Source organism: Nocardioides sp. P5_E3 (genome assembly GCF_054049275.1).
This window is the reverse complement of sequence record NZ_JBFUMR010000017.1, coordinates 1-22,692: the sequence shown is the minus strand read 5'-3', so window position 1 is coordinate 22,692 and position 22,692 is coordinate 1. Positions and strand designations below refer to the sequence as shown.

Genomic DNA, 22,692 nt, shown 5'->3' with positions numbered 1-22,692 from the left:
CAGACCGTGGGGAAGCGGTCTGCCGGGCTCACCAAGCACCCGCGAGAAGACTCGCGATGTTGAACCAACCACCACCACAGGAGATGGCATGACCGAGACGGTGAGCACCCGCGCCAAGGCGAGGGGCAAGGGCCTGAAGCTGGAGCGCGTCTTCAGCACCGAGGGCACCCACCCCTACGACGCCATCACGTGGGAGCGTCGCGACGTCGTCCAGCAGAACTGGAAGACCGGCGAGACCGTCTTCGAGCAGCGCGGCGTGGAGTTCCCCGACTTCTGGTCGGTCAACGCCTCCACCATCGTCACCACCAAGTACTTCCGCGGCGCGGTCGGCACCGACGTACGCGAGTGGAGCCTCAAGCAGCTCATCGACCGGGTCGTGAAGACCTACACCAAGGCCGGCATCGACAACGGCTACTTCGCCGGTGACGCTGACGCCGAGGTCTTCGAGCACGAGCTGACCTGGCTGCTGGTCAACCAGTACTTCTCCTTCAACTCCCCGGTGTGGTTCAACGTCGGCACCCCGTCGCCGCAGCAGGTCTCGGCCTGCTTCATCCTGAGCGTCGACGACTCGATGGACTCGATCCTCAACTGGTACAAGGAGGAGGGCTTCATCTTCAAGGGCGGCTCCGGCGCCGGCCTCAACCTCTCCCGCATCCGCTCCTCCAAGGAGCTCCTCTCCTCCGGCGGTACGGCCTCGGGTCCCGTCTCCTTCATGCGCGGTGCCGACGCGTCCGCGGGCACCATCAAGTCGGGCGGCGCCACGCGTCGTGCGGCCAAGATGGTCGTCCTCGACGTCGACCACCCGGACATCGAGGAGTTCGTGATGACGAAGGCGCGCGAGGAGGACAAGATCCGCGCCCTCCGCGACGCCGGCTTCGACATGGACCTCGGCGGCGCCGACATCACCTCCGTCCAGTACCAGAACGCCAACAACTCGGTCCGCGTCAGCGACGAGTTCATGCGTGCGGTCGAGGACGGCACCGAGTTCGGCCTGCGCTCGCGCGGCACCGGCGAGGTCATCGAGACCGTCGACGCCCGCGACCTGTTCCGCAAGATCAGCACCGCCGCGTGGGAGTGCGCCGACCCGGGCCTGCAGTACGACGACACGATCAACGACTGGCACACCAACCCCGAGACCGGCCGCATCACCGCGTCCAACCCGTGCTCGGAGTACATGTCGCTCGACAACTCCTCGTGCAACCTGGCGTCGCTCAACCTGCTGAAGTTCCTCAAGGACGACGACACCTTCGACGCCGCGCTCTTCGCGAAGGCCGTCGAGTTCATCATCACCGCGATGGACATCTCGATCTGCTTCGCCGACTTCCCGACCGAGGCGATCGGCAAGACCACCGTCGACTACCGCCAGCTCGGCATCGGCTACGCCAACCTCGGCGCGCTGCTGATGGCGATGGGCTTGGGCTACGACTCCGAGGGTGGCCGCTCGATGGCTGCCGCGCTCACGTCGCTCATGACCGGTACGTCCTACAAGCGCAGCGCCGAGCTCGCCGGGATCGTCGGCCCCTACGCCGGCTACGCCCGCAACGCCGACGCCCACAAGCGCGTGATGCGCAAGCACCAGGCGGCCAACGACGTCGTCCGCGTGCTGCACACCGAGGACGGCCGCGTGCACAAGCTGGCCTCCAAGGCCTGGGCCGACGTGATCAAGACCGGCGAGAAGAACGGCTTCCGCAACGCGCAGGCCTCGGTCCTCGCGCCCACCGGCACCATCGGCTTCATGATGGACTGCGACACCACCGGCATCGAGCCCGACTTCTCGCTGGTGAAGTTCAAGAAGCTCGTCGGCGGCGGCTCGATGCAGATCGTCAACCAGACGATCCCGCGCGCGCTGAAGAAGATGGGCTACCAGCCCGAGCAGATCGAGGCGATCGTCGCCTACATCTCCGAGCACGGCCACGTGGTCGACGCCCCGGGCCTCAAGACCGAGCACTACGAGATCTTCGACACCGCGATGGGCGCCCGCTCGCTCAAGCCGATGGGCCACGTGCGGATGATGGCGGCCGCGCAGCCGTTCCTCTCCGGCGCGATCTCCAAGACGGTCAACCTGCCCGAGGACGCCACGGTCGAGGAGATCGAGGACGTCTACCTGCAGTCCTGGAAGCTCGGCCTCAAGGCGACCGCGGTCTACCGCGACAACTGCAAGGTCGGCCAGCCGCTGTCCGACGGCGGCGGCAAGGCCAAGAAGGACGAGGCCGACAAGGCTGCCGCCTCGGCCGCGGTCGAGACCAAGGTCGTGGAGAAGGTCGTCTACGCCCCGGTCCGCAAGCGCCTGCCGAAGTCGCGCGTCTCCCGTACGACGTCGTTCACCGTCGGCGGTGCCGAGGGCTACATGACCTCCGGCGCCCACGACGACGGCCAGCTCGGCGAGGTCTTCCTCAAGCTCGGCAAGCAGGGCTCGACCCTCGCCGGCGTGATGGACGCCTTCTCGATCGCCGTGTCGATCGGCCTGCAGTACGGCGTCCCGCTGGAGACCTACGTCTCGAAGTTCACCAACCTGCGCTTCGAGCCCGCCGGCCTCACCGACGACCCCGACGTGCGGATGTCGCAGTCGATCATGGACTACATCTTCCGCCGCCTGGCCCTGGACTACCTGACCTTCGAGGACCGCTCGATGCTCGGCATCTACTCCGCCGAGGAGCGCCAGCGCCACCTCGAGACCGGCTCCTACGAGCCGCTCGTGGAGGAGACCGGCTCGGCTGCCGAGCTCGTCGAGCCCACCGCCCCGGCATCCGCCGAGGTCGTCGAGGTCGCGGACGTCGAGACCAAGGACACCCACGGCTCCGAGGCCCGCGAGGTCCCGGCCCGGGTGTCCACCGGCGAGGCGAAGACCACCGCCGAGCTCTTCGAGAAGCTCACCGGCACCGCCGTCGACTCGCCGCTCTGCATGACCTGCGGCACGAAGATGCGGCCGGCTGGCTCGTGCTACGTGTGCGAGGGCTGCGGGTCTACCAGCGGCTGTAGCTGATCACCGAGTACGTCGAGGGCGGGCCGCGGGACGCGGTCCGCCCTCGACGTCTATGCCGCTCCATCGGAATTCGCTGCGGAGACTTGGAATGTCGTGATGAGCTCTGCTCATGCTCACGAAACAAGATCTGCCAAAGCTCGTTTTGGACGCCCTGCACCAACTCGGCGGATCAGGGACGGTGGTTGAGGTTGCGCGGCAGGTTTGGCAGGACTACGAGATGGAACTCCGTGGGAGCGAAGACCTCTTCTACACATGGCAGTACGACCTCAGGTGGGCAGCGCAACATCTCCGGAACCAAGGACAGCTTGCGCCGACGTCTCGCGGTGCCGCCTCACGTTGGGCGTTAGCTCACTGATCTTCGGCTGGTGCGAGACTGGCCTCTCGCACGAGCAGCTCGATCGAGTCTGCGATCTCGATCGGGTCCTCGTGCTCCCACACCCGCACCACGCGCCAGGACAGTGCCTCGAGGGTGGTATTCGTGTGGGCATCACGGGCGACGTTCGCCGCAAGTTTCTCGGACCACCATCCGGCGTTTGTCTTGGCAGGAACTGAGTGGACCGGACAACGGTGCCAGAAGCAGCCGTCCACAAAGATAGCGATCCGCCTCCCAGGGAAGGCGATGTCGATCGTTCGCCGCGCGTTGCCGGGGACCTTTATGCCTACCCGGAACCGCAGGCCCCGGCGATGCAGTTCTCGACGGAGGGCCACCTCGGGGGCCGTGTCGGCGCGCGGTTGTGCGCTCATCCTGCGACGCACCTCATCCGTCGGAGGAGTTCGCCTACTGTCCTTGGTTGACACCTGCCCAAGGTACGTCGACCCCGCCACGGCTGCATCATCCTCCTTCGGGACCAATGCGTCGCAACTCGACTGTCGTCCTGTAAGGGATGCATAAGGACTCAAGTGCGCCGCGCACGCCTTGAATCGGTCGGATAGATGCCGTTGGCGCTAGTTGCCCAGGATGCCGTTGTCGATCAGGCGGCCGATCACTGCCTCAGCCAACTGCGGGGGAACGGCGTTGCCGATGATCGTGGCAAGCTCGGTACGCGTGACGGCACCGTCGAAGGCAAAGTAGTCCGGAAAGCCCTGCAAGCGCGCCGCTTCGTGGGGCGTTAGGGTCCGTGCCTCGGCGGGATGCATGAACCGCCCTTGCCCCATGCTGCCGAATCCACTGGTGATTGTTTGAGCAGGCTCATCCCAGTGAAGGCGGCCATACATCGATACGTACGAGTGCTGGCCCTGATGGCAGGGGGGCCTCAGGACGTTCGGAAGATCGTGGGCATCGTTCGCGAGCAGCCACTCCATCCGCCCACGATTCTGAGCGCTAGGAGTCGACGGCTGGTCGATCCAAGAGGTCCGTGCGGCCCGCGCCAGGTCACCGATTGCCCATCGAAGCGTCCGCGGGCGAGTCGTTGGGACCCTCAGCACCGACTCGACTTCAAATTCGTCGGTAACAACGTCCCGCCTGACCGCGATGAGAATGTGCCGTTTCCGGCGCTGCGCAACTCCGATACGAACGAGCTCAACGACACTGTCGGCGACTATGTATCCCAGTTCGCGCAGGTGGGACGCCGCTGTCGCAGCAACCTGTTCTGAGTCATTCAAGACGGCCGGGACGTTCTCAATCAGCACCACTGTCGGCTGGAGAACCTCTGCTGCGCGGGCCATGCGCAGATAGAGCCGATTCTTCGGGTCCGCCCGTCGCGTGTGGTTGTTCAAATTGCTATGACCTTGGCAAGGCGGGCCGCCGACCAGTATCTCCACTGGACCTGCGGCTGCCTTCGTCTGCCGCTCGGTGCGGGTCAATCCCTGGCCGAGGTCACCGTCGAAGAAGGACTCGACCGCGGCGACATTGGTCTTGGCCGCTGGAAAGTTCTGCTCAAGCACCCTAAGGGGTGCCTCCTCGAAGTCGACTGCGAGCCTGACGTCGGTCGCTAGGCCACGCTGGATGGCGGCCTGTGCTACGCCAAGCGTGAGGCCACCGCAACCGGCGAAGAGGTCGACCAGGCCGATGCGACTCTCGCCGATCTCGAACCGCGGACGTGAGCGCCCTCTAAGTGGATGCGTGGCCACGTGCACTACCTTCGGCTGTATCTGCGTCAACTGTCGTTGCGCACTCTACTTGAGGGGAGGGGGCTGGGGCCGCCCGTCCTGGGCTGTTGTGGACGGCCTCGTCACTACCGGGCACCGGTTCGGCTGACTTGGTTACGGCGACTCAACCATCCCGGTAGATTCATGGGGTCTTCAAGCCAACTTGGGAGGGCGCTGCCGAAATGGCACTCGAGATCAATCAGCACGTTGCACGTCTGCGTCGCTTCCAACCCTTCCAGACCGACAGTGCCGAACTCGTTTACGAGCACACTGACCCGAACGAACCACATTTTGAGACTGCGACGCTCCAGTTCTTAGCGGACCTGATTGAGCAGTCGACCGTTCGCCTTGTCGTGCTCACGGGCGATGCCGGCCATGGCAAGACAAGCTTGTGTGCACGTCTGCTCGAACGGCTTGGACATGAGCCGCAACAAGCATTGACGATGATCCGGGAACTCGGCACCGCCACTGAGCCGATCGCCACGACACGGAGCGGCCGAGAGTTGCGACTCCTCACGGACCTGAGCGAGTTGTCGCCCAAGGACGCAGGCAAACTTTTGGCTGACCTCGTGTATCCAGCAGATAACGCTGTAGCGATTGTGTGTGCGAACGAGGGACACCTGCGGAGTTCGGTCGGCGCCGATCCCACCGGGAACTCACGCGTCGTGATCGACACTTTGGAGAGCGGAATCACTCGCGGCGTTGTCGCTGGCCCCGATCTCGGTGTGCAGGTCATCAACATGAACTTCCAATCCACCGCGCCGGACGGGAGAGACGGCCTTATCGATTGGGCGACGAGTGCGTGGGTGGACGGCCGTCGGTGGCGCTCGTGCCAGAAATGCGACGCCCAGGCCATCTGCCCGATCTTCGACAACTTCCGCAGTCTTGGAGACAGCGAGAAGGGCGCGCCAAGGCGCCGAGGAATCCGAGCTCTGTTCGCTACTGCTGAGCGGATGGGCGCGGTAATCACAACGCGCCAAGCCCTTGCTGTGGTGGCATTCGCGCTGACCGGCGGTCTCGTTTGCGAGGACGTTCACCGCAGGTATAGCCGTGATCGCGCAGGCACCGGTTGGCAGTATCAGTACCTCTACCACCAGGCGATCTTCGCCGATCGAATCCTTCCCGCCAAACGAAGGCAGGTAAGCGCATTCGAAGCCCTGCGGAAGCTCGATCCAGGCATGGTCTCGCTCAGACAGGTCGATGACGTACTTGACCCCGATCTCGTCAAGTCCCGGTTCTCACCGCCGGCGTTGAGCAGCGAACGTGCTGCTCGTTCAAGACGGGAAGCGCAGCGCGATTCGGAAGTCATGCGGGCACTAATGACGTTTCTGCGTCGAGTCGACTACTTTGACGTGGACACTGCCCGTCTTCGCCGCATGGGACTTGCGGCCGGGACGGAATTTACAGATGTGGCAGAAGGGACGAGAGTCCCGGTCGAGGTGCGAGACAAGTTGCTACGCGGCCTTGAGGCCGTGCAGGGCGTTCGACGCCTCGGCGAGCCGCCGGACTTCTTGGTCCTTGATCCCGCGTTCTTCTCACATCGCAACCGCGCTGCCGTCATAGCTACGCGCGTTCAGGGGCGCAACGTAGAGGTGATGTCCCAAGTTGACCATTGGGAACAAGTGAACGTTGAGCCGCCGACGCTGCCAGCTGCCGTTGACTGGTCAAGCCGCGAGATCTATGTCCGCGTCGCGGGTTCGACAGGGGTCGTCACGATCCCGCTTGACCTGATGCGGTTTGAGCTACTGCAGCGATGGGCGGCCGGCCTTACCACGCGGGGGCAATATGAGGCCGAGATGCGGAGCCTCACCCGCATACTCGCGGGACTGGCGCGAGGTGAGTCGCCTGACGAAGACATCGAAGTCCTCGTGAACGGAGAGCGCCGGTCACTGATGATCGATGTCGGCGAGCGAATCCGGTCGGGAGGCGCCTGATGCCTGCTCATGACCGCGGCGGCGCCCAGCTCGTGAAGGACGTTTTCGGTGTCAATCTCCAAGAGCAAGGCCGCGGGTTCTACGTGTCGCTCGAGCTTCTCGCAATCTCACGAGGAGTGTTTGCGCTGACACCGTCGGACCTACTCAGCCCAGCAACCACACCCATCAGGTATGAGCGGGCCTCGCATGACTTGGCGCGTAGAATCGCGGCCGGGGATTCCATCGCGGCCAATGTTCTTGAGCTTGCTGTTTACGGCGATCGTGCACTCCAGACACTTGAGGCGTTGCTGTCGTCCCTTCGGGTCGAGATACCAGGGCGCCGGAAGGCGCCTCGCTGGTTCGCGTCGCATCTCTACCCATTCATTGGCGAGTTGGTCCATTACGATGCCGTGGAACGAAGAGGTCAGCCTGCGATCGAGCAGTACGTATTCCGCGGTGGCGGTGGATGGGCGTATCACGTGCTCCGTACCGACCCGGAGGAGATGCGCCGCGCTGCCACGCAGGACTTCTTGGCGGACCTTGTCGGCGACAGTGGAACCTCACTCGGCCGTATCGCATCCGCGCTTCAGTCACACGACGCTGCAGCCGCCACTCCGTTCGTCGATGAGTCTGAGGGCGAGATTGAAGCATTCGGAGCGGTCAGTCCTTGGCCCGAACTTCTCAGACGAGGCATCCACGCGATTGTCAGTCGTCGTGACCTGCCGAAGGCCAAACGGATCGAAGCCGTCATGCATTGGACTCCGTATTGTCTTGCGCGGCATGCCCTTCACCTTGCACGTGCCACCGCCGGCCTCGACCGCGAGGCGATTTTGGTCGACTTCACGCGTGACGCGAACCCCGTGCGGCGGGGCTCTCAGGAGTTGCTCGACGAGTTTCGGGGCCAAATCGCTGGGGCGTTGGTTGCGCGGGCACAGGAAAGGCACGCCGAGGCAATCGCAACCCAGGACCTCCAGGCCGCGGAGCGTTGGTCGAAATACACGGTCGCGAACGCGAACTTCACTCGATCTCCACGTGCGTTCTTTTCTGAGACATTAGCGGCCGTTGGCGCGCTCAATTCGACGGTCGGCCGTCGGCATTTCACGTTCAAAGCCCCACTGCTTGAGGCGGTGGTGAGTGCGCTACTTCCCGGAGGGCATGAGGAGGAGTTCGAAGCGTTCTGTCGGCGCCTTCATGATGAGCTCGGGTTGATAGTAGACGATCGCACTGCGGCGGCTGCGGGCTACACCGTTGACATCGATGCCGCTGTTTTCGCGGCAAACGCCGAGGCATTCAAGACGAGATTGAGCGCCATCGGGATGCTCACTCACTACTCAGATGCCACAAGCATCGTCCACGGAGACCAGCGATGACGACGTCGATCCACGAGCTTGTTGGGACGGTCGTCGGGATGGCGGCACAGCGGATGCTATCGGCCGGCCGCGGYGGTCCCCGGCCGGCCCTTCGCGTTGCAGGATTCTCCCACGACGAAGTCGTAGCGGCAGTGACTTGGCTGATCGCCTCCGAGTCAGCCGCGAGTTCGGGGTTGGTGATCAAGGTTGGTGCTCGCGGGCCTATCGATGGATTGCCACACGCGGTGCTGCTGGCGGGAAACGAGACACTTACCTTTTGGCGGAACCGTGATGTTCCGGCGATAGTTCTCTTCGATTGGGATGTGCAGAGCGACCAGCAGGGGCTCGCGGCAATCACGAGCCTGGATGATTACGGCCTACTAAACTCAACTGAATCTGAGGATGTCGACCACGTCTTGTCCGATGTGACGAGAACGGCGTGGGTGGCGAGTGGAGGCGATGGCGAACCGCCCTCTCGCCTGACCACGGTGCTGCGGGAGGTGCGCGACGCCGTTGAACCTACGGGGCTTCTCTCGCTGAGACGGTGGGCCGACTTCGTTCAGCGGACCTGCACCAAAATCAACGCCGCCGATCTCCGGACACCGGACGAAGTAAACAGAGCTACCGGGGCTAGCCTGGGCGCCCTCGGCCTCTTCCCTGATTCGCTGCTGTTTGAGAGCGGGGCAGCTGCGCGGGCGCGCCTAACGAAGAACGTGAACGTCAGCGGGCTCAAGCAGCCCAGTGGCGCGCCGATCACCGACGATGATCTGCAGGAACGCATTGAGGGAGTTGAACTACCGGCGGAACTCCTTTCACGTTTAGGTCTTGCAGTCGACGAGGCTCGAGAGCGATTGCGGAAGGTGCTGCCCGGTGGCCCCGCCGCAAGGGGCATTGTGGAGCTGCAACTCTGGCTATTGCTGTTCGAGAGAACAGCCGCCGAGCAGGCTGGTCTTGGAGCTCGGGTCCGTGCTGACCTTGAGACACGAGACCCAGGTCGGATCTCCGAGTACGATGAGCTCGAAGTTGAGCCAGGTCTGAACGACAGCGACCAGGTGGCCGCTGAGCGATTGATCCGAACTGAGCCCCTCGGCGGAGCTACCGCTCTAATCGACGTGATCGCGCCGGGGCTTCGGCGTCGGATCCAGAAGGTCGCCTTTCCTGATGCTCAACTTGCGGCCGACCCCTTGCGAGCACTGCTTCATGAGATACACGTGCTTGACGACGGCGGCGAGCACGTCGTCGAACTTAGACTGGAGGGCGTCGAGGAGTCTGCCGCGTGGTCCCGCTGGCTCTTCGCGATGTTGTACGGCCGAACGCTGTCGCGCGTGCGAGAGTTGAGTGAGGATTCGCGCCTGCGGCTCGCAGTTGCAGCGGATCTTGTCGGCATCAGCCGTCCGGAGAGCGACGGATCTGAAGACGACTTCGACGTCGCAGAGGCGTGGGGCCCCCTGCGCCTTGCGGTCTCGATGGAGAGCGCGGGCAAGCGCCGGTTTCGGTGGGAACCACTCGGCACCCCGGGCCTGATCGGCATGGGAGCACTGTTGAGCGGCGTTCAGGTCTCGCCGGGCCAGAGACACCAGCTCGGTTTTGACGAGTTCTTCGAGCGCTTCCAACTGCCGCGTGACTGGGATGCCGAACGATCCGACGAGGCGAGATCGCTCGGTACATACGCAACGAAGCTCGCCAATCTTCGAGCTGAGCACCTCAACCACTGGCAAGCTGGCGTCGATGGCGATGTGCTGGATGAGTACGTAGCAGCGTGGGAGCCGGTGATTAGCGAAGCTCGCAGTGCACTCGTACCCATGAACTCGCCGAACGCGGACTTGGCTGACGTCGTTCTTTCCGATGTCGTGCAGCTGAGTGGCGATCGACTGGTAATGCTTGGAACACATCCGTTGCGCCTGCGATGGCTGAGTCGTCACCTCAAGAGAATGACGGAACTGCTCAGCCGTGCTCTCTCCGGTGGTTTGAGTCTCAACGACGAGAACCCCGAGCTCTTCTTTGAGTGGCTTCAGAGAATCTCGCCGCACGGCACGCCACCGCTCGTAGTGGGCGAGGACGAGACTGTCGCAATCGCGGTCCGCGAGTCCGCCTTCCACGAGGAGTACACGCCGATCAAGGGACGAGCCGCGCACGGCCGCGACTGGTTGGCCGCTGTCGATGATGCAGCCGTGGAGGAACTGGTCAAGGTGGTCACCTCCTACGTCGACACGTATCCGCACAAGCGGGATGGACTCGTTCTGCTGCTGCTGGACCGGGACGGAACCACCCAACTGCCCGTGAGGCTGACCAGACGCCTGCGCAGCCGACTTCCGGGTGTTCGGCTTGAGCTCGTGGTGCTGACTGATAGAACCAATCACCACGACGTTGTTCAGGCATTTGATCGCGAGTTCGGCGATGACGAGATGCCGAGCGGGCGCTTGTTTCCCGACGTCCAGTTGGTGCTTCACCACTGGAGCGCAGACTCGAACGTCGATCTCAGCAGCTACGTGGATCGCATCGATCTCGCGCTTGCGCCAGCCCTATTTGGCACGCGAACCACGCTGAACGCGAAGACGCGAGATGCGAATGCAGGCCTGGCCGGTGCCTTCAACCCTTGGCTCCACCGCTCGACGCATGACCTGCAGGAGTCCAGCCAAAACGTCGTGCGCGCGATGCTTCCCGCCCAACGCGACCCGCTCCTTGAGACGTGGTCGACACTCTGTGTTAGGCACGACGCGCACTCCGCTGTTGCGCCGCAGCAAGAATCGAACATCGACTACTTCGAGATGCAGGTTCGATTCGACCAGCGTCAGAAGCTCTTCGTGGATCTTCACGGCGCCGCGCATTGGGTGGTGACCCTGGATGCGTTCATTGGCCGCGACCAGATCGACGCATTGGAAGAGAAGCCGGACGTCATCATGGTGCGCCCGGGGGTTGGCAAGAACGAGGCCTACACCCTGATCGTCAGCTCGGGCACAGGCCGCCGGTTCGTGGCGAGCAGATTGAGTCGCAAGCTCATCGAAATGGGAGTCGTCGAAGCGACCGAGGCAACGGACGTAGCCCAAAGACTCTATGACGTGGGCCGCAATGTCGTTCCGGGAGCGGTGCTTCGAGCCCTTGGGCTTGGAAGCGCAGCCAACGAGATCGTCGGCGTGGTTGCAAGTCGCTTCGCTATCGAGCAACGCTTTCCTATCGCAAGCGACGTGCCGAGTCTGGCTGTGTGGCTGAGCTTCGACGAGCTCCAGGATTGGTTTGGACGAGTCCAACGGACCCGGGCCGATCTGGGCAGATTCGTATTCACCGTTCAGCCTGATGACACCGTTAGGCTTGACGTGCTTGTCGTCGAGTCCAAGTTCCGACAAAATTTCGATGTCGGAGCCGCTGAACAGCAACTCGATAGGACTCTTGCGTTGTGTCGTTCGGCCTTCGCGTCGGGTGACACCCAGTCCGACGACCGGGACTTTTGGCTTCAGGAGCTCGCCGCAGCAATAGATCGGACCAGCGCGATCCGCCTTGCGGCATCAGAACTCCCAGCCCGAGCCGTCCGGGACCTTGGCAGGCAGTCACTTGAGGAGACGATCTTGAGTGCGGTGCGAGCTGGCGACGTGATGCTGGGTGACGTCGATGGCGTGGCCGTGGCCATTGCAGCATCGGCAGAGGGTCCCGCCCCATCAGAAGCCGCGTTCGGAGCGCATCGCCTGGTACGGCTGCACCGCCCAGAGCTGATGGAGATCATCAGCAGCATTGTGGACGAGCGCGATCCTGCAGCCCTCCCCCTTTATTCGGCCGAGTCCGCCGCATCACGAGAGTCGTCGACCGCCAGAATGAACCAGCTCCCGCCAGCCGATGTGGAGCCGCGTTCGGTCAGTGATGTCAGCGAACCGCCGCGCCCCGACGATCGCCCGGTTCACGATCAACGGACTTCAAATGGTGCGAACGATGTCCAGCCCACTGGTCTTGGAGATGACCTGCTCAGAGCACGCTATGAGCGGCTCCTTGATGTACTCGATCAGCACAATGTCGGCGTAGTTCCTGCGGCAAGTGAACCCTGGATCGAGGGACCTGGCTTCTATGTGCTTCGAGTCGCTCCGAAGACGGGTGTTACCGTCGACCGTGTCGTCAACCGCGTGAATGAGATCGCCCTGGCGTTGCAGTTGCCCACGGGGCTGAGCATCCGAACGTCACTCGATCGAGGCAACATCGTCTTTGAGGTCCCGAAGTCTCCGGAGGAGCGGTACTCAATCACGGCGTCAAGCCTCTGGGAGGGCAACCCTCTAGAGCCGAATCGGCTGGTCGTGCCCATCGGGACAGACATCGCAGGCGAGACGGTGTCCATTGAGTTCTCGTCTCCCGACTCGCCGCACCTCCTGGTCGCTGGCACCACTGGAAGTGGCAAGTCCGTCGCTCTTGAGACCGTATTGCGAGGCCTCTGCCGGTACCCAGACGATTCCGTCCGTCTTCGCCTCGTGGATCCGAAGGGGACGGAGTTGTTGGACTTTGAGGGCGATGCCCACCTCGATGGAGACATTGGGGTCTACCCCCAAGACGCCATCGACATCCTGGAGTCGGCGGTCGACGAGATGGAAAGTCGGTACCAGGCGATGCGCCCGGTTCGAGCTCGGAGCCTGATCGACTACAACGCCTCGGTCGATTCGGAACTCCGCCGTCCCTGGATCGTGATCGTGCTCGATGAGTACGCAGATCTAACGAGCGATCCTTCGGACAAGGCGACTATCGAGGGGCTTCTCAAGCGCCTCGCCGCGAAGGCCCGCGCGGCGGGCATTCATATCATCGCTGCGACGCAGCGCCCGAGTGCAGACGTCGTGTCGACGACTATTCGATCCAACCTTCCCGCTCAACTGGCGCTGCGAGTGAAGACCGCGACCGACAGCCGGATCATCATGGATGAGGGCGGGGCTGAGGCGCTGGCAGGACAGGGCGATGCGTTCCTCCGAACCGCGCGCGGCACTCGACGGCTACAGGTCGCTTGGTCGGAGAGCGGGCGTGACTCAACGCCGGTCTAGCCTCGCGGGTCAGCTGCGACCCGCTGGCGTGCCTTACCCGTTAAGACGTTCCCGGAATTTGGGCGACCGGGTTCGTCGCCGTTGTCGGCGCATTGGATCGAGGATTTTGACGGTCGAGGTCGAGACCTGGGTGGTCGAGTGCAGATCTCAAGATGCACGCCCAGGATCTGTGGCCCAGGGTTACAAGGCAGAGACGGCCCCGACCGCAGCAGCAGAGAAGCTCAAGCGCCCCGTCTCATCGGAGAGCGGGGGCTGGCGTCCGTGCCTCCAAGATCGACGCACTTCTATGACGGCCTCGCTATAGGCGGTTAAGTTCGCGCCTGACGCGCCGCATCGAATAGCGCCGACTACCCGCGACACCGTAGGACCTCGCGAACCTTGACACTGGTCACTCAGTGATGCTGATGCCGGTCGCTTACCGGACGGCCTCGTCCGGGCATACGACAAGACCTGCGCGCACCTCTCTGCCATCTGCGTGTCCGACCGGCTCAAGCTGCCGTTCCGCGCGTACCGCCCGTCGGGCCGGGAGCTGGTTCCTTTGGCAAATGAGCAGATTCGCAGAATTGGCCGTCGCTACTCGCGACGATGGTGGACGATCGTCGCGTGGCCAAGGGACATTGGAGTGACGACGAGATTGGCGTGACCGTCGACGTCTACTTCAGGATGCTGGCGCTTGAGCTCGCTGGCGAGACCTACACCAAGACCGAGTTCCGCCGTGAGGTCGAGCGAGACGTCGATCGCTCGTCCGGGGCGATCGAGTACAAGTTCAATAACGTCTCGGCGGTCCTCGACGAGCTGGGCGCAGTATGGATCTCCGGGTTCAAGCCGCTCCGCAACGTCCAAGACCGGCTGCGGACGCTCGTTCGCGAGCGCTTCGAGGCGGACAGCGATCTGCGAGCCTTCATGCTAAAGGCGGTCGCGGATGATGACGTCGGCCCCTTCGAGCTCGGTGCCGAAGTCGAGCCCCCGGATGTCGACTGGCCCGCGGGTCGGGCGTCACGTGTCCCTGTCGTAGTCAACTTCACGGCGATCGAATCGTCCAACAAAGCACTCGGCCGTGCCGGCGAGGAGTCGGTGGTTGCTGCCGAGCGGGAGCGCTTGACGGGCGCAGGACGGGAAGACCTGGCGGCAGACGTGCGGCACGTCTCGGCGGTCGACGGCGATGGCCTCGGTTACGACGTCCAGTCTTTCCACAGCCTCACCGACGAACCGGTCTTTATTGAGGTCAAGACCACGCGGTACGGCAAGGAAGTGCCGTTCTACGTATCAGGTAACGAGGTCGATGCATCCATCGAACTTGGACCGGCGTATCGGCTGTGGCGGTTGTATCGCTACGGCAAGCCGGACGCGGGCTACTACCGGGTGCCGGGCCCTCTGACCCAGCACGCTCGGCTCAGGCCGGACACATATCGCGGGTTGCCTTTTGCCGGGTCCTGATTCCGCTGCGGCGGCGGGTTCGAGATCCCCGGCTTAGCGATCCGCGAGCCAGACAAAACCCCTCTTCGGTTTGAGTAGATTCAATCCCCAAATCGAACCGGTTGCGTAGGACGCAAGCCCCCAGCCATGCCTACGAACCCGGCGCCCGCAGCAGGGCAAGGAACTGAAGCAGCAGACTGATCACACCCCCACCCACCCCCGCCGCGCAGCCTCGTGCCCGAGCTGGAACCGCGTGACGACAGAAGCCCGGTCCATCAACCCCGACACCCGCCGTTGGACCGTACGGAGCGACATCCCGAGCTGACCTCCGATCGCCTGGTCGGTGAGGCCGGCGAGCAGCAGCGTGAGGATCCGCGCGTCCACGTCCTCGATGCGGTCGGCGTCCAGCACAGAGACGCCAGAAGCAGACGGCACGACCTCGTTGGAGGACGCCCAGACCAGGTCGAAGAGGTGCAGCAGCGCGTCCAGCAGCCCGGACTCGTGGACGAGCAACGCGCCGCCACCGGAGTCGGAGGCCGTCGGCGCCAGTGGCAACAACGCCAGGGACCGGTCGGCGATGACCAGGCGCAGGGGGAGTGAGTCGATCACTCGCACCTTCTCTCCGGCAGAGATCGAGTCGACCACCCGGCCCATGAAGCCCGGCTGCTCGAAGGCTGACCGCTCGAGCACCACGCGGTAGGCGACCCCGCGCGCGACGGCTACGTCCTCGGAGGCGGTGTTCTCCTCCGCGGTCACCACCGCGACCGAGGTCTTCACCAGGGCCACGACTTCGGACGACGCGCCGCGCTGCATCTGGGCGAACCGGTCGGCCACGGCGCGGGAGCCGCGTACGACGTCGACGACATCGGTGCCGGTGCGGTCGGCGACGGAGCCGCGGTACTGCTCGGTGAGCCGGCCCAGCTCGAGCTGTGCGCGGCGGATCTCCTCCTCGCGCTGCACGATCAGCGACCCGAGCGCCAGCGACGGGGGAGAGGCGACGAAGTGGCCGGGCTGGCTCGTCGATCTGGCGACCAGTCCCTTGTCCTCCAGCGCGGAGAGTGCGGTGGCCAAGGCGGAGACCGGGGACGTCATCACCTCGGCCAGGTCCTCCGCGGACGCCGACGGCAGCGCCACGAGACGCCGGTAGGCGCCCTCCTCCGTCGCATCCAGTCCGAGCACGTCGAGCATGCTGCCTTCCTTCTGAAGCCGAGGTGGGGGCCGAGCGCGGCGGAGATGTGTCATGGCGTATCCCCGCCATTGAGGAGCGTACTCATCGGTGGCAGGTTCATGCCTGCTCACCTTCTCGGAAAGGACCTCATCCACATGGCCCCCTCACTTCCCGGCACCGTCGCCGGGCTCGCGACGCTCGCGGTCACCGCCGCTGCGTTGACCGTGCCCAGCGCTGCAGCCGGCCCCGACGCGAAGGCCACCGCCGCGCCGGCCGTCGCCAAGCCCACCACGGTCACCCTGCTCACCGGCGACGTCGTCACCCTCACCGACACCGGTGCGGGCCCCGACACGGTGAGCGTCGACCGCGCGCCCGGCAGCGCCGGCGGCTACCAGACCTACACCGTCGGCGACGACCTCCACGTCGTCCCCGACGCCGCGCTCCCGTTCCTCGCCAACGGTCGCGTCGACGCAGACCTCTTCAACGTCACCGGCCTGGTCGAGCAGGGGTACGACGACGCGTCGGTGTCGTCGATCCCGCTGATCGTCCAGTACGGACCCGGCGTCCGCGCCGCCGCCGTCGACGCGCCGGCCCACAGCACCCAAGGGGTGGTCCTGCCGAGCATCGGCGGCGCCGCGGTCGCCGCGAGCAAGGACCAGGCCGCCGACTTCTGGGCCGAGATCGCCCATCAGGGCCGCGCCCGCTTCGCCGGTGGCATCGCCAAGATCCACCTCGACGGCAAGGTCGAGGCCTCGCTCGCCGACTCCGTCGCGCAGGTCGGCGCCCCCGAGGCGTGGGCCCAGGGCCTCGACGGCACCGGCGTCACCGTCGCCGTGCTCGACACCGGCGTCGACCAGACCCACCCCGACCTCGCCGAGCAGGTGGCCGAGACCCGCAGCTTCGTGCCCGGGGAGACGGTCACCGACGTCAACGGCCACGGCACCCACGTCGCCTCGACGGTGGCCGGCACCGGCGCCGCCTCGGACGGGAAGGAGAAGGGCGTCGCGCCCGGCGCGGACCTCGCGATCGGCAAGGTCCTCAACGACGCGGGCTCCGGCGCGGAGTCCTGGATCATCGAGGGGATGGAGTGGGGCGCCGGCCGCGCCGACGTCGTCTCGATGAGCCTGGGCAGCCCGGAGGCCAGCGACGGCACCGACCCGATGGCCCTCGCCGTCGACTCGCTCAGCGAGTCGACGGGCGCGCTCTTCGTCATCGCTGCCGGCAACTACGGCCGGGTCAGCGGCATCGGCTCGCCCGGCGCGGCGCAGTCCGCGCTCACCGTCGGAGCAGTCGACGGCGCGGACGAGCGGGCGTACTTCCAGGACATGGGTCCGCGCCTCGGTGACGCCGTGGTCAAGCCCGAGATCGTCGCCCCCGGCGTCGACGTCCTCGCCGCGCGCTCCTCCGCCTCCGACGGCGAGGGTCCCTACGTCTCGCTGTCGGGCACGTCGATGGCCACCCCGCACGTCGCCGGCGCAGCCGCCATCATCGCGCAGCAGCACCCTGACTGGATCGGCGCACAGATCCGCGACGCGCTGGTCAGCACGGCCAAGCCGCTGGCCGGCCAGACGGCGTACCAGGTCGGCGGCGGCCGGCTCGACGTCCCGTCCGCGACCTTCGGCGACGTCGTCGCCACCGCGAGCGTCGAGCTCGGGTACCACGCGTGGCCGTCCGACGACGATGCCCCGGTCGACAAGACGATCACCTACACCAACCTCACCGACGCCGACGTCACGCTCGACCTCTCCGAGGCCGTCACCGCTGACGACCTCTCGCCGGCACCCGACGGCCTGGTGACCCTGTCCGACGACCAGGTCACGGTTCCTGCGGGCGGCACGGCCGACGTGACGGTCACCGGTACGCCGACCGCCGGCGCAGCGGGGACGACGTACTCCGGCACCATCGTCGCCTCCGCAGGAGGTGAGCAGGTCGCCCAGACCGCGGTCGGCCTGGTCAAGGAGCAGGAGCGCTACGACCTCCAGATCCGTGCGCTCGACCGGAAGGGCAAGCCGACCGGCGGCTTCGTCACGCTCTACCGCTACGGCGACCAGTACGTCAGCACCCTCGAGCTCGACCCCGCCACCGGCACCGCGCCGGCCCAGCGGCTGCAGCCCGGCGTCTACAACGTCACCAGCTGGCTGCCCGTCGACGCCGACGGCAGCGGTGTCGCCCTCGTGGGCAACCCCCACCTCGTGGTGGGCGAGGCCGACCAGACGGTGACGCTCGACGCCCGCAAGGCGAAGGAGATCTCGGTCAGCACCCCGCGACCGAGCATCGACGGTGCACGCCGGCCGGGCTACGTCCACGACTCCGGGATCGGCGGGCCGTTCGCCAGCTTCGTCAACCAGTACGCGGTCTCCCCGGCGATCGACCACGTCTACACAGCCCCCACCGGCAAGGTCGGCGGCGGTCGCTTCGAGTTCGCGATGCGCTGGCGGCGTACCGCCCCGCTGCTCTCCGTGACTACCGGTGGCCAGGAGCTCGACGCCCGCAACATGCCCTCCGCGCGTCGCTGGGACGGCACAGCACGCCTGCCGGCCGCCGTAGCCGGGACCGGTGCGGCGGGCGACTTCGCTGGGAAGGATGTCCGAGGCAAGGCCGTGCTTGTCAGGCGCTCGGACGACATCGCGGCGTACGAGGTCGCCGAGAACGCGGCCCGCGCCGGCGCCCGGGTCGTCGCGATCGTCAACGACCGCCCCGGAAGGTTCATCGACTACGCCGGCGGCACCGACCTGCCGATCCTGGCGATGACCCAGGCCGAGGGGCAGCCCCTGATCGACAAGCTGGGACGCGGCGGCAAGGTCACGCTGACGCTCGACGGCACCGAGCAGGCGCCCTACGTCTACGACCTGGTCCGTTCGTTCGACGGCGAGATCCCGGCCGGCCTGGCGTGGGCTCCCGTGAAGAAGGACCTGGCCACGATCACCCACCGCTTCGTCGGCGAGGCTGGGCAGCTCGCGATCGAGAGCCGGGCCGACTGCTCGGACTGGAACTGGCCGCCGTGCATGGAGTACTACGAGCCGGTCCACCTCGGCACGGAGCGCACCGACTACGTCAGCACGCAGGCGGGCTCCGCCTGGTACGAGGGCGTGCAGGACGTGCGCGGCTGGGAGCTGCGTGGCGACCAGCGGTCCTACCGCCGTGGCGAGGTCCTCACGCACAGCTGGTTCGACCCGGTGGCCCGCCCGCGCACCGGCCCGGGCTACTGGCAGCCGCGCCGGAGCGGCAACTTCTTCGCCGTGAACGTGCCGTTCGCGAGCGCCGGCTCCGACGGTGTGACGGGAGGGATGTCCGACGAGTCGACGGTGGTGACGCGGCTCTACGCCGGTGACGAGCTCATCGACGAGAGCCCCTTCCAGGCCGTGCAGCGGGAGGTGCCCGCGACCGACGGCTGGGCGGACTACCGCTTCGAGATGGACACGACGCGCCCCGACCGCTGGCGCCTCGCGACGCGCACGTCGACGGCGTGGGACTTCCGGGCGCAGACGAGTGAGTCGGACGACTGGTGGGTCAACCTGCCGCTGCTGCAGCTCGACTACGACCTCGACACCGACCTCGGTGGCCGTCTCACCGGTCGTACGCAGGAGATCGGCCTGAGTGCCTTCCACCCGCCGGCGGTCGAGGGCGCCGGCAAGGTCTCGGACGCGACGCTCGAGGTGTCGTACGACGACGGGGCCACCTGGAAGCGAGCTGACCTGGCTCGCGAGGGGACCGGATCCTGGTCGGCGACGGTGCGGATCCCGGCGAGGGTCACCCACCTCTCGCTGCGCGCCACGGCCTCGGACGACGCGGGCAACCGCGTCACGCAGGAGGTGGTCCGCGCCGCTGGGGTGCGCTGATCGCCGCCTGAGGACGCCCGCCGGGGACCCCACCTCCGGCGGGCGTCCCTGCACCCGTCAGCTCAGGAGTCGAACACCTCCACGTTGGCCCGCCCCTCGGTGGCCAGGATCAGCGAGATCCATCCGTCGGTGCCGCGCAGCTTCCGGTGCGTGGCGTCGGTGACGACGTAGTGGCCGACGAACCGGTGGGTGACGACGTACGTGGCATCCACGTACTCGCCGCACACCTCGCCGACGGCGTCGAGACGCAGCGTCCGCTTGGGGGAGGTCACGTCGAGGGTGCCGGTGGCGGGCTCGCACGATCCGGGTGCCGGCAGCGAGCCGTCGTCGGCGGCCAGCGTCGCGACGTACGTCCCGTCGAAGGGGTCGCCGATGACGGACCCGGCGAGGTGGGCGGTGCCCGCCGCGTCGAGCGAGTACGTGCCGACGTCGGCGCCACGAAGGTCCACGAGCGGCTTGGGCGCGGCGACGGCGGGGGAGGCGATGGCCGGCACGGCGAGTGCGGCGACGGCGAGGGCGGTGAGTCGGGTGATGCGGTTCATCGGTGTGCTCCTGTGGTGTTGGTCGAGGAGACGACCGTGCCCCGGAGGGCTTGACGGCGACTTGGGGGTGACTTGAGCGGCGGGCCACGTGCCCAATTTCAGGGCAGCCAGCAGCCCTCGGGCCGCCGTACGCTCGACGGAGCCGAGGCGAGGAAGTGGGGTGGACGGGCAGCCGGAACTCAACCTGCACCTGCTCGGCGAGCTCACGGCCACGCGCGATGGCGCGGTCGTGGACCTCGGCGGGCGACGTCAGCGCGCCGTGCTGGCGGCGCTGGCGATGCAGCGCGACCAGGTCGTGACCGCGGACCACCTCGTCGAGTGTGTCTGGGGCGACCACGCGCCCGCCAACGCGAACGGCGCGCTGCAGGCGTACGTCAGCCACCTCCGCCGGCGGCTCGAGCCCGATGCGACCGCCCGCCAGCGCGACGGGGTCATTGCCCGCGCCGGGCCGGGCTACGTGCTACGCCTAGCACCGGACGCCGTGGACGCATGGGCCTTCGAGGCCGCCGTCGAGTCGGCCGCCGGGCAGGCGCCGGGGGACGCGGTGTGCACGCTCGAGACTGCGTTGCGGATGTGGCGCGGACCGGCGTACGTCGACTACGCGGGGGAGGCGTGGGCCGAGGCGGAGATCGCCCGGCTCACCGAGCTGCGCGGGGTCGCCCGCGAACGCCTCCTCGGCACCCGGCTCGAGCTCGGCGAGGCACAGCTCGTCATCGGCGACCTCGAGGCGCTGGTCAAGGAGGACCCGCTCCGCGAGGAGCGCTGGCGGCTGCTGACGCTCGCGTTCTACCGCTCCCACCGCCAGGCAGCCGCGCTCGAGGCGCTGCGCCGGGCACGGACGGTGCTCGCCGAGGAGCTCGGCGTCGACCCGGGTCCCGCCCTGCGCGCGCTCGAGGCGGAGGTCCTCGCCCAGTCCCCCGACCTCGACGGGCCGAGGCCCGCAGCCTCCACGGCACCGGCGACGTTGATCCCACGACCCCGCACCCCCGACGGGCTCGTGGACCGGGACGACGAGCTGGCCCTCCTGAGGGCGAGGCTCGACGACCTGGCAGACGGGACGTCCGGCTGCCTGCTGGTCGAGGGCCCCGCCGGCATCGGCAAGACGCGTCTGCTCGACGAGCTGCGAAGGCTGGCGGTCAGCAACGGCGTGTTCGTTCGGTCCGCGCGGAGCAGCGCGCTGGAGCAGGACTTCGAGTGGGGAGTGGTCCGGCAGCTGTTCGGGTCCGGTGTGGACCGCGTGGTGGAGAGCGATGACCGGTTCGTCGCACTTCGCGGGCTCTGCGAGCTGACGACCCAGCTCGCCGAGGAGGCTCCGTTCGTGCTCTGCGTCGACGACGTCCAGCGCTGCGACGAGGCGTCGCTGCAGTTCGTCGCCTACCTCGTCCGCCGCCTCGAGGGACTTCCCGTGCTGGTGGTCCTGGCGATGCGCACCGGCGAGCAGCAGCAGGCCGACGACCTCGCCGAGCTGGTCGCCGACGAGACGGTGGCCGTCGTACGCCCTGCGCCGCTCACCGAGCAGGGGACCGCCGCGCTGGTGACCGACCGGCTCGGTCGCGGTGCCGACGCGTTCGTCGCGACCTGCCACCGGATGACGTCCGGCAACCCGCTGCTCCTGCGTCAGCTGCTGCGCGCGCTCGCCGACCAGGGCGTCCCGCCCGACGCGGCGCACGTCGACACCGTCCGGGCCGTGGGCTCGCGCGCGATCACGTCGCTCGTCACCCTCCGCCTGCGTCGCATGCCCAAAGCGGCCACGACCGTCGCGCGAGCGGTCGCGATGCTCGGGCCGATGGCCGACCTGCGGAGCGTCGCCGACCTCTCGCAGCACTCCGAGGAGGAGGTCGCGAGCGCCCTCGACCTGCTCGCCCGCAGCGAGATCCTCCGCGACGGGCACCCGCTGGACTTCGTGAACCCGCTGGTCCGCGACGCGATCCACGCCGACGTACCGACGGGCGAGCGCGCCCTGCTCGTCGAGCGGCTGAACCGGCGGCTCAAGTCATCCTCAAGTACCGCTGACCATGCTGAAGCGCCGAGATCGTGAGGTGGTGACGGTGCAGCAGGCCGAGGGTCTACGCCCGCTGGCGGGTGGTGCTGTCCACCTGCCCGGCGACCCCCTCTACGACGAGGCGCGGATGCCGTGGAACCTCCAGGTCGACGAGCACCCGGCCGCGGTCGCCTACCCGGCCGACCCCCACGAGGTCGCCCGCATCGTCCGCGCCGCCGCAGAGGCGGGCCTCCGGGTCGCGCCGCAGGGCACCGGCCACGGGGCACCGCCCCTCGCGGGCCGGCTCGGCGACGCCGTGCTGCTGCGCACCTCCGCCATGACCGGGCTGCGCGTCGACGGCGCCAGCCGGACGGCCCGCGCCGAGGCCGGCGTGCTGTGGGGCGACG

General features: G+C 66.7%; 12 protein-coding genes. 8 read left to right on the top strand and 4 right to left on the bottom strand.

The window, feature by feature from the left end; translation table 11 throughout:
- Nucleotides 1-88 precede the first annotated feature (88 nt).
- A complete protein-coding gene (locus tag ACXJKB_RS12360) occupies nucleotides 89-2,983 on the top strand; it encodes a vitamin B12-dependent ribonucleotide reductase (protein ID WP_457188731.1) in 2,895 nt (964 codons plus the stop codon).
- A gap of 348 nt (nucleotides 2,984-3,331) precedes the next feature.
- Here the strand turns inward: ACXJKB_RS12360 and ACXJKB_RS12355 are convergent, their stop codons facing one another.
- Together ACXJKB_RS12355 and ACXJKB_RS12350 are read right to left on the bottom strand one after the other, a co-directional pair.
- Nucleotides 3,332-3,781, bottom strand: coding sequence for a very short patch repair endonuclease (locus ACXJKB_RS12355; RefSeq protein ID WP_457188729.1), 450 nt, complete (start codon nucleotides 3,779-3,781; stop codon nucleotides 3,332-3,334).
- A 147-nt stretch (nucleotides 3,782-3,928) separates the two neighbouring features.
- Nucleotides 3,929-5,053 carry a DNA cytosine methyltransferase gene (locus ACXJKB_RS12350; protein WP_457188727.1) on the bottom strand — a complete coding sequence of 375 codons (1,125 nt, stop codon included), beginning with the start codon at nucleotides 5,051-5,053 and terminating at the stop codon, nucleotides 3,929-3,931.
- Between the two features lie 200 nt (nucleotides 5,054-5,253).
- Between ACXJKB_RS12350 and ACXJKB_RS12345 the strand changes: the two genes are divergently transcribed.
- The 4 genes from ACXJKB_RS12345 (at nucleotide 5,254) to ACXJKB_RS12330 (ending at nucleotide 14,776) form a co-directional block, all read left to right on the top strand.
- Nucleotides 5,254-7,005, top strand: coding sequence for a hypothetical protein (locus tag ACXJKB_RS12345; protein WP_457188725.1), 1,752 nt, complete (start codon nucleotides 5,254-5,256; stop codon nucleotides 7,003-7,005).
- Nucleotides 7,005-8,354, top strand: a complete 1,350-nt coding sequence (locus ACXJKB_RS12340; protein ID WP_457188724.1) for a hypothetical protein — start codon at nucleotides 7,005-7,007, stop codon at nucleotides 8,352-8,354. The genes ACXJKB_RS12345 and ACXJKB_RS12340 overlap by 1 nt, the downstream gene beginning before the upstream one ends.
- Complete coding sequence (locus tag ACXJKB_RS12335; protein WP_457188723.1) at nucleotides 8,351-13,339, top strand: FtsK/SpoIIIE domain-containing protein; 4,989 nt, start codon at nucleotides 8,351-8,353, stop codon at nucleotides 13,337-13,339. Before ACXJKB_RS12340 ends, ACXJKB_RS12335 begins: the two co-directional genes overlap by 4 nt.
- Nucleotides 13,340-13,942: 603 nt before the next feature.
- Nucleotides 13,943-14,776, top strand: a complete 834-nt coding sequence (locus ACXJKB_RS12330) for a DUF3883 domain-containing protein (RefSeq protein ID WP_457188721.1) — start codon at nucleotides 13,943-13,945, stop codon at nucleotides 14,774-14,776.
- Between the two features lie 180 nt (nucleotides 14,777-14,956).
- Here the strand turns inward: ACXJKB_RS12330 and ACXJKB_RS12325 are convergent, their stop codons facing one another.
- Nucleotides 14,957-15,943, bottom strand: coding sequence for a helix-turn-helix domain-containing protein (locus ACXJKB_RS12325; RefSeq protein WP_457188719.1), 987 nt, complete (start codon nucleotides 15,941-15,943; stop codon nucleotides 14,957-14,959).
- A 135-nt stretch (nucleotides 15,944-16,078) separates the two neighbouring features.
- On the opposite strand from ACXJKB_RS12325, the gene ACXJKB_RS12320 reads away from it, so the two are divergent.
- On the top strand, nucleotides 16,079-19,762 hold the full coding sequence (locus tag ACXJKB_RS12320) for a S8 family serine peptidase (protein ID WP_457188717.1): 3,684 nt from the start codon (nucleotides 16,079-16,081) through the stop codon (nucleotides 19,760-19,762).
- Between the two features lie 62 nt (nucleotides 19,763-19,824).
- Here the strand turns inward: ACXJKB_RS12320 and ACXJKB_RS12315 are convergent, their stop codons facing one another.
- The gene (locus tag ACXJKB_RS12315; RefSeq protein WP_457188715.1) at nucleotides 19,825-20,304 is read right to left on the bottom strand and encodes a hypothetical protein; all 480 of its coding nucleotides are present in this window, start codon (nucleotides 20,302-20,304) and stop codon (nucleotides 19,825-19,827) included.
- A gap of 160 nt (nucleotides 20,305-20,464) precedes the next feature.
- Between ACXJKB_RS12315 and ACXJKB_RS12310 the strand changes: the two genes are divergently transcribed.
- Nucleotides 20,465-22,342 carry a BTAD domain-containing putative transcriptional regulator gene (locus ACXJKB_RS12310; protein ID WP_457188713.1) on the top strand — a complete coding sequence of 626 codons (1,878 nt, stop codon included), beginning with the start codon at nucleotides 20,465-20,467 and terminating at the stop codon, nucleotides 22,340-22,342.
- Nucleotides 22,343-22,346: 4 nt separating this feature from the next.
- Nucleotides 22,347-22,692: FAD-binding oxidoreductase (locus ACXJKB_RS12305; protein WP_457188711.1), on the top strand; the 346-nt coding region annotated here is incomplete at its 3' end.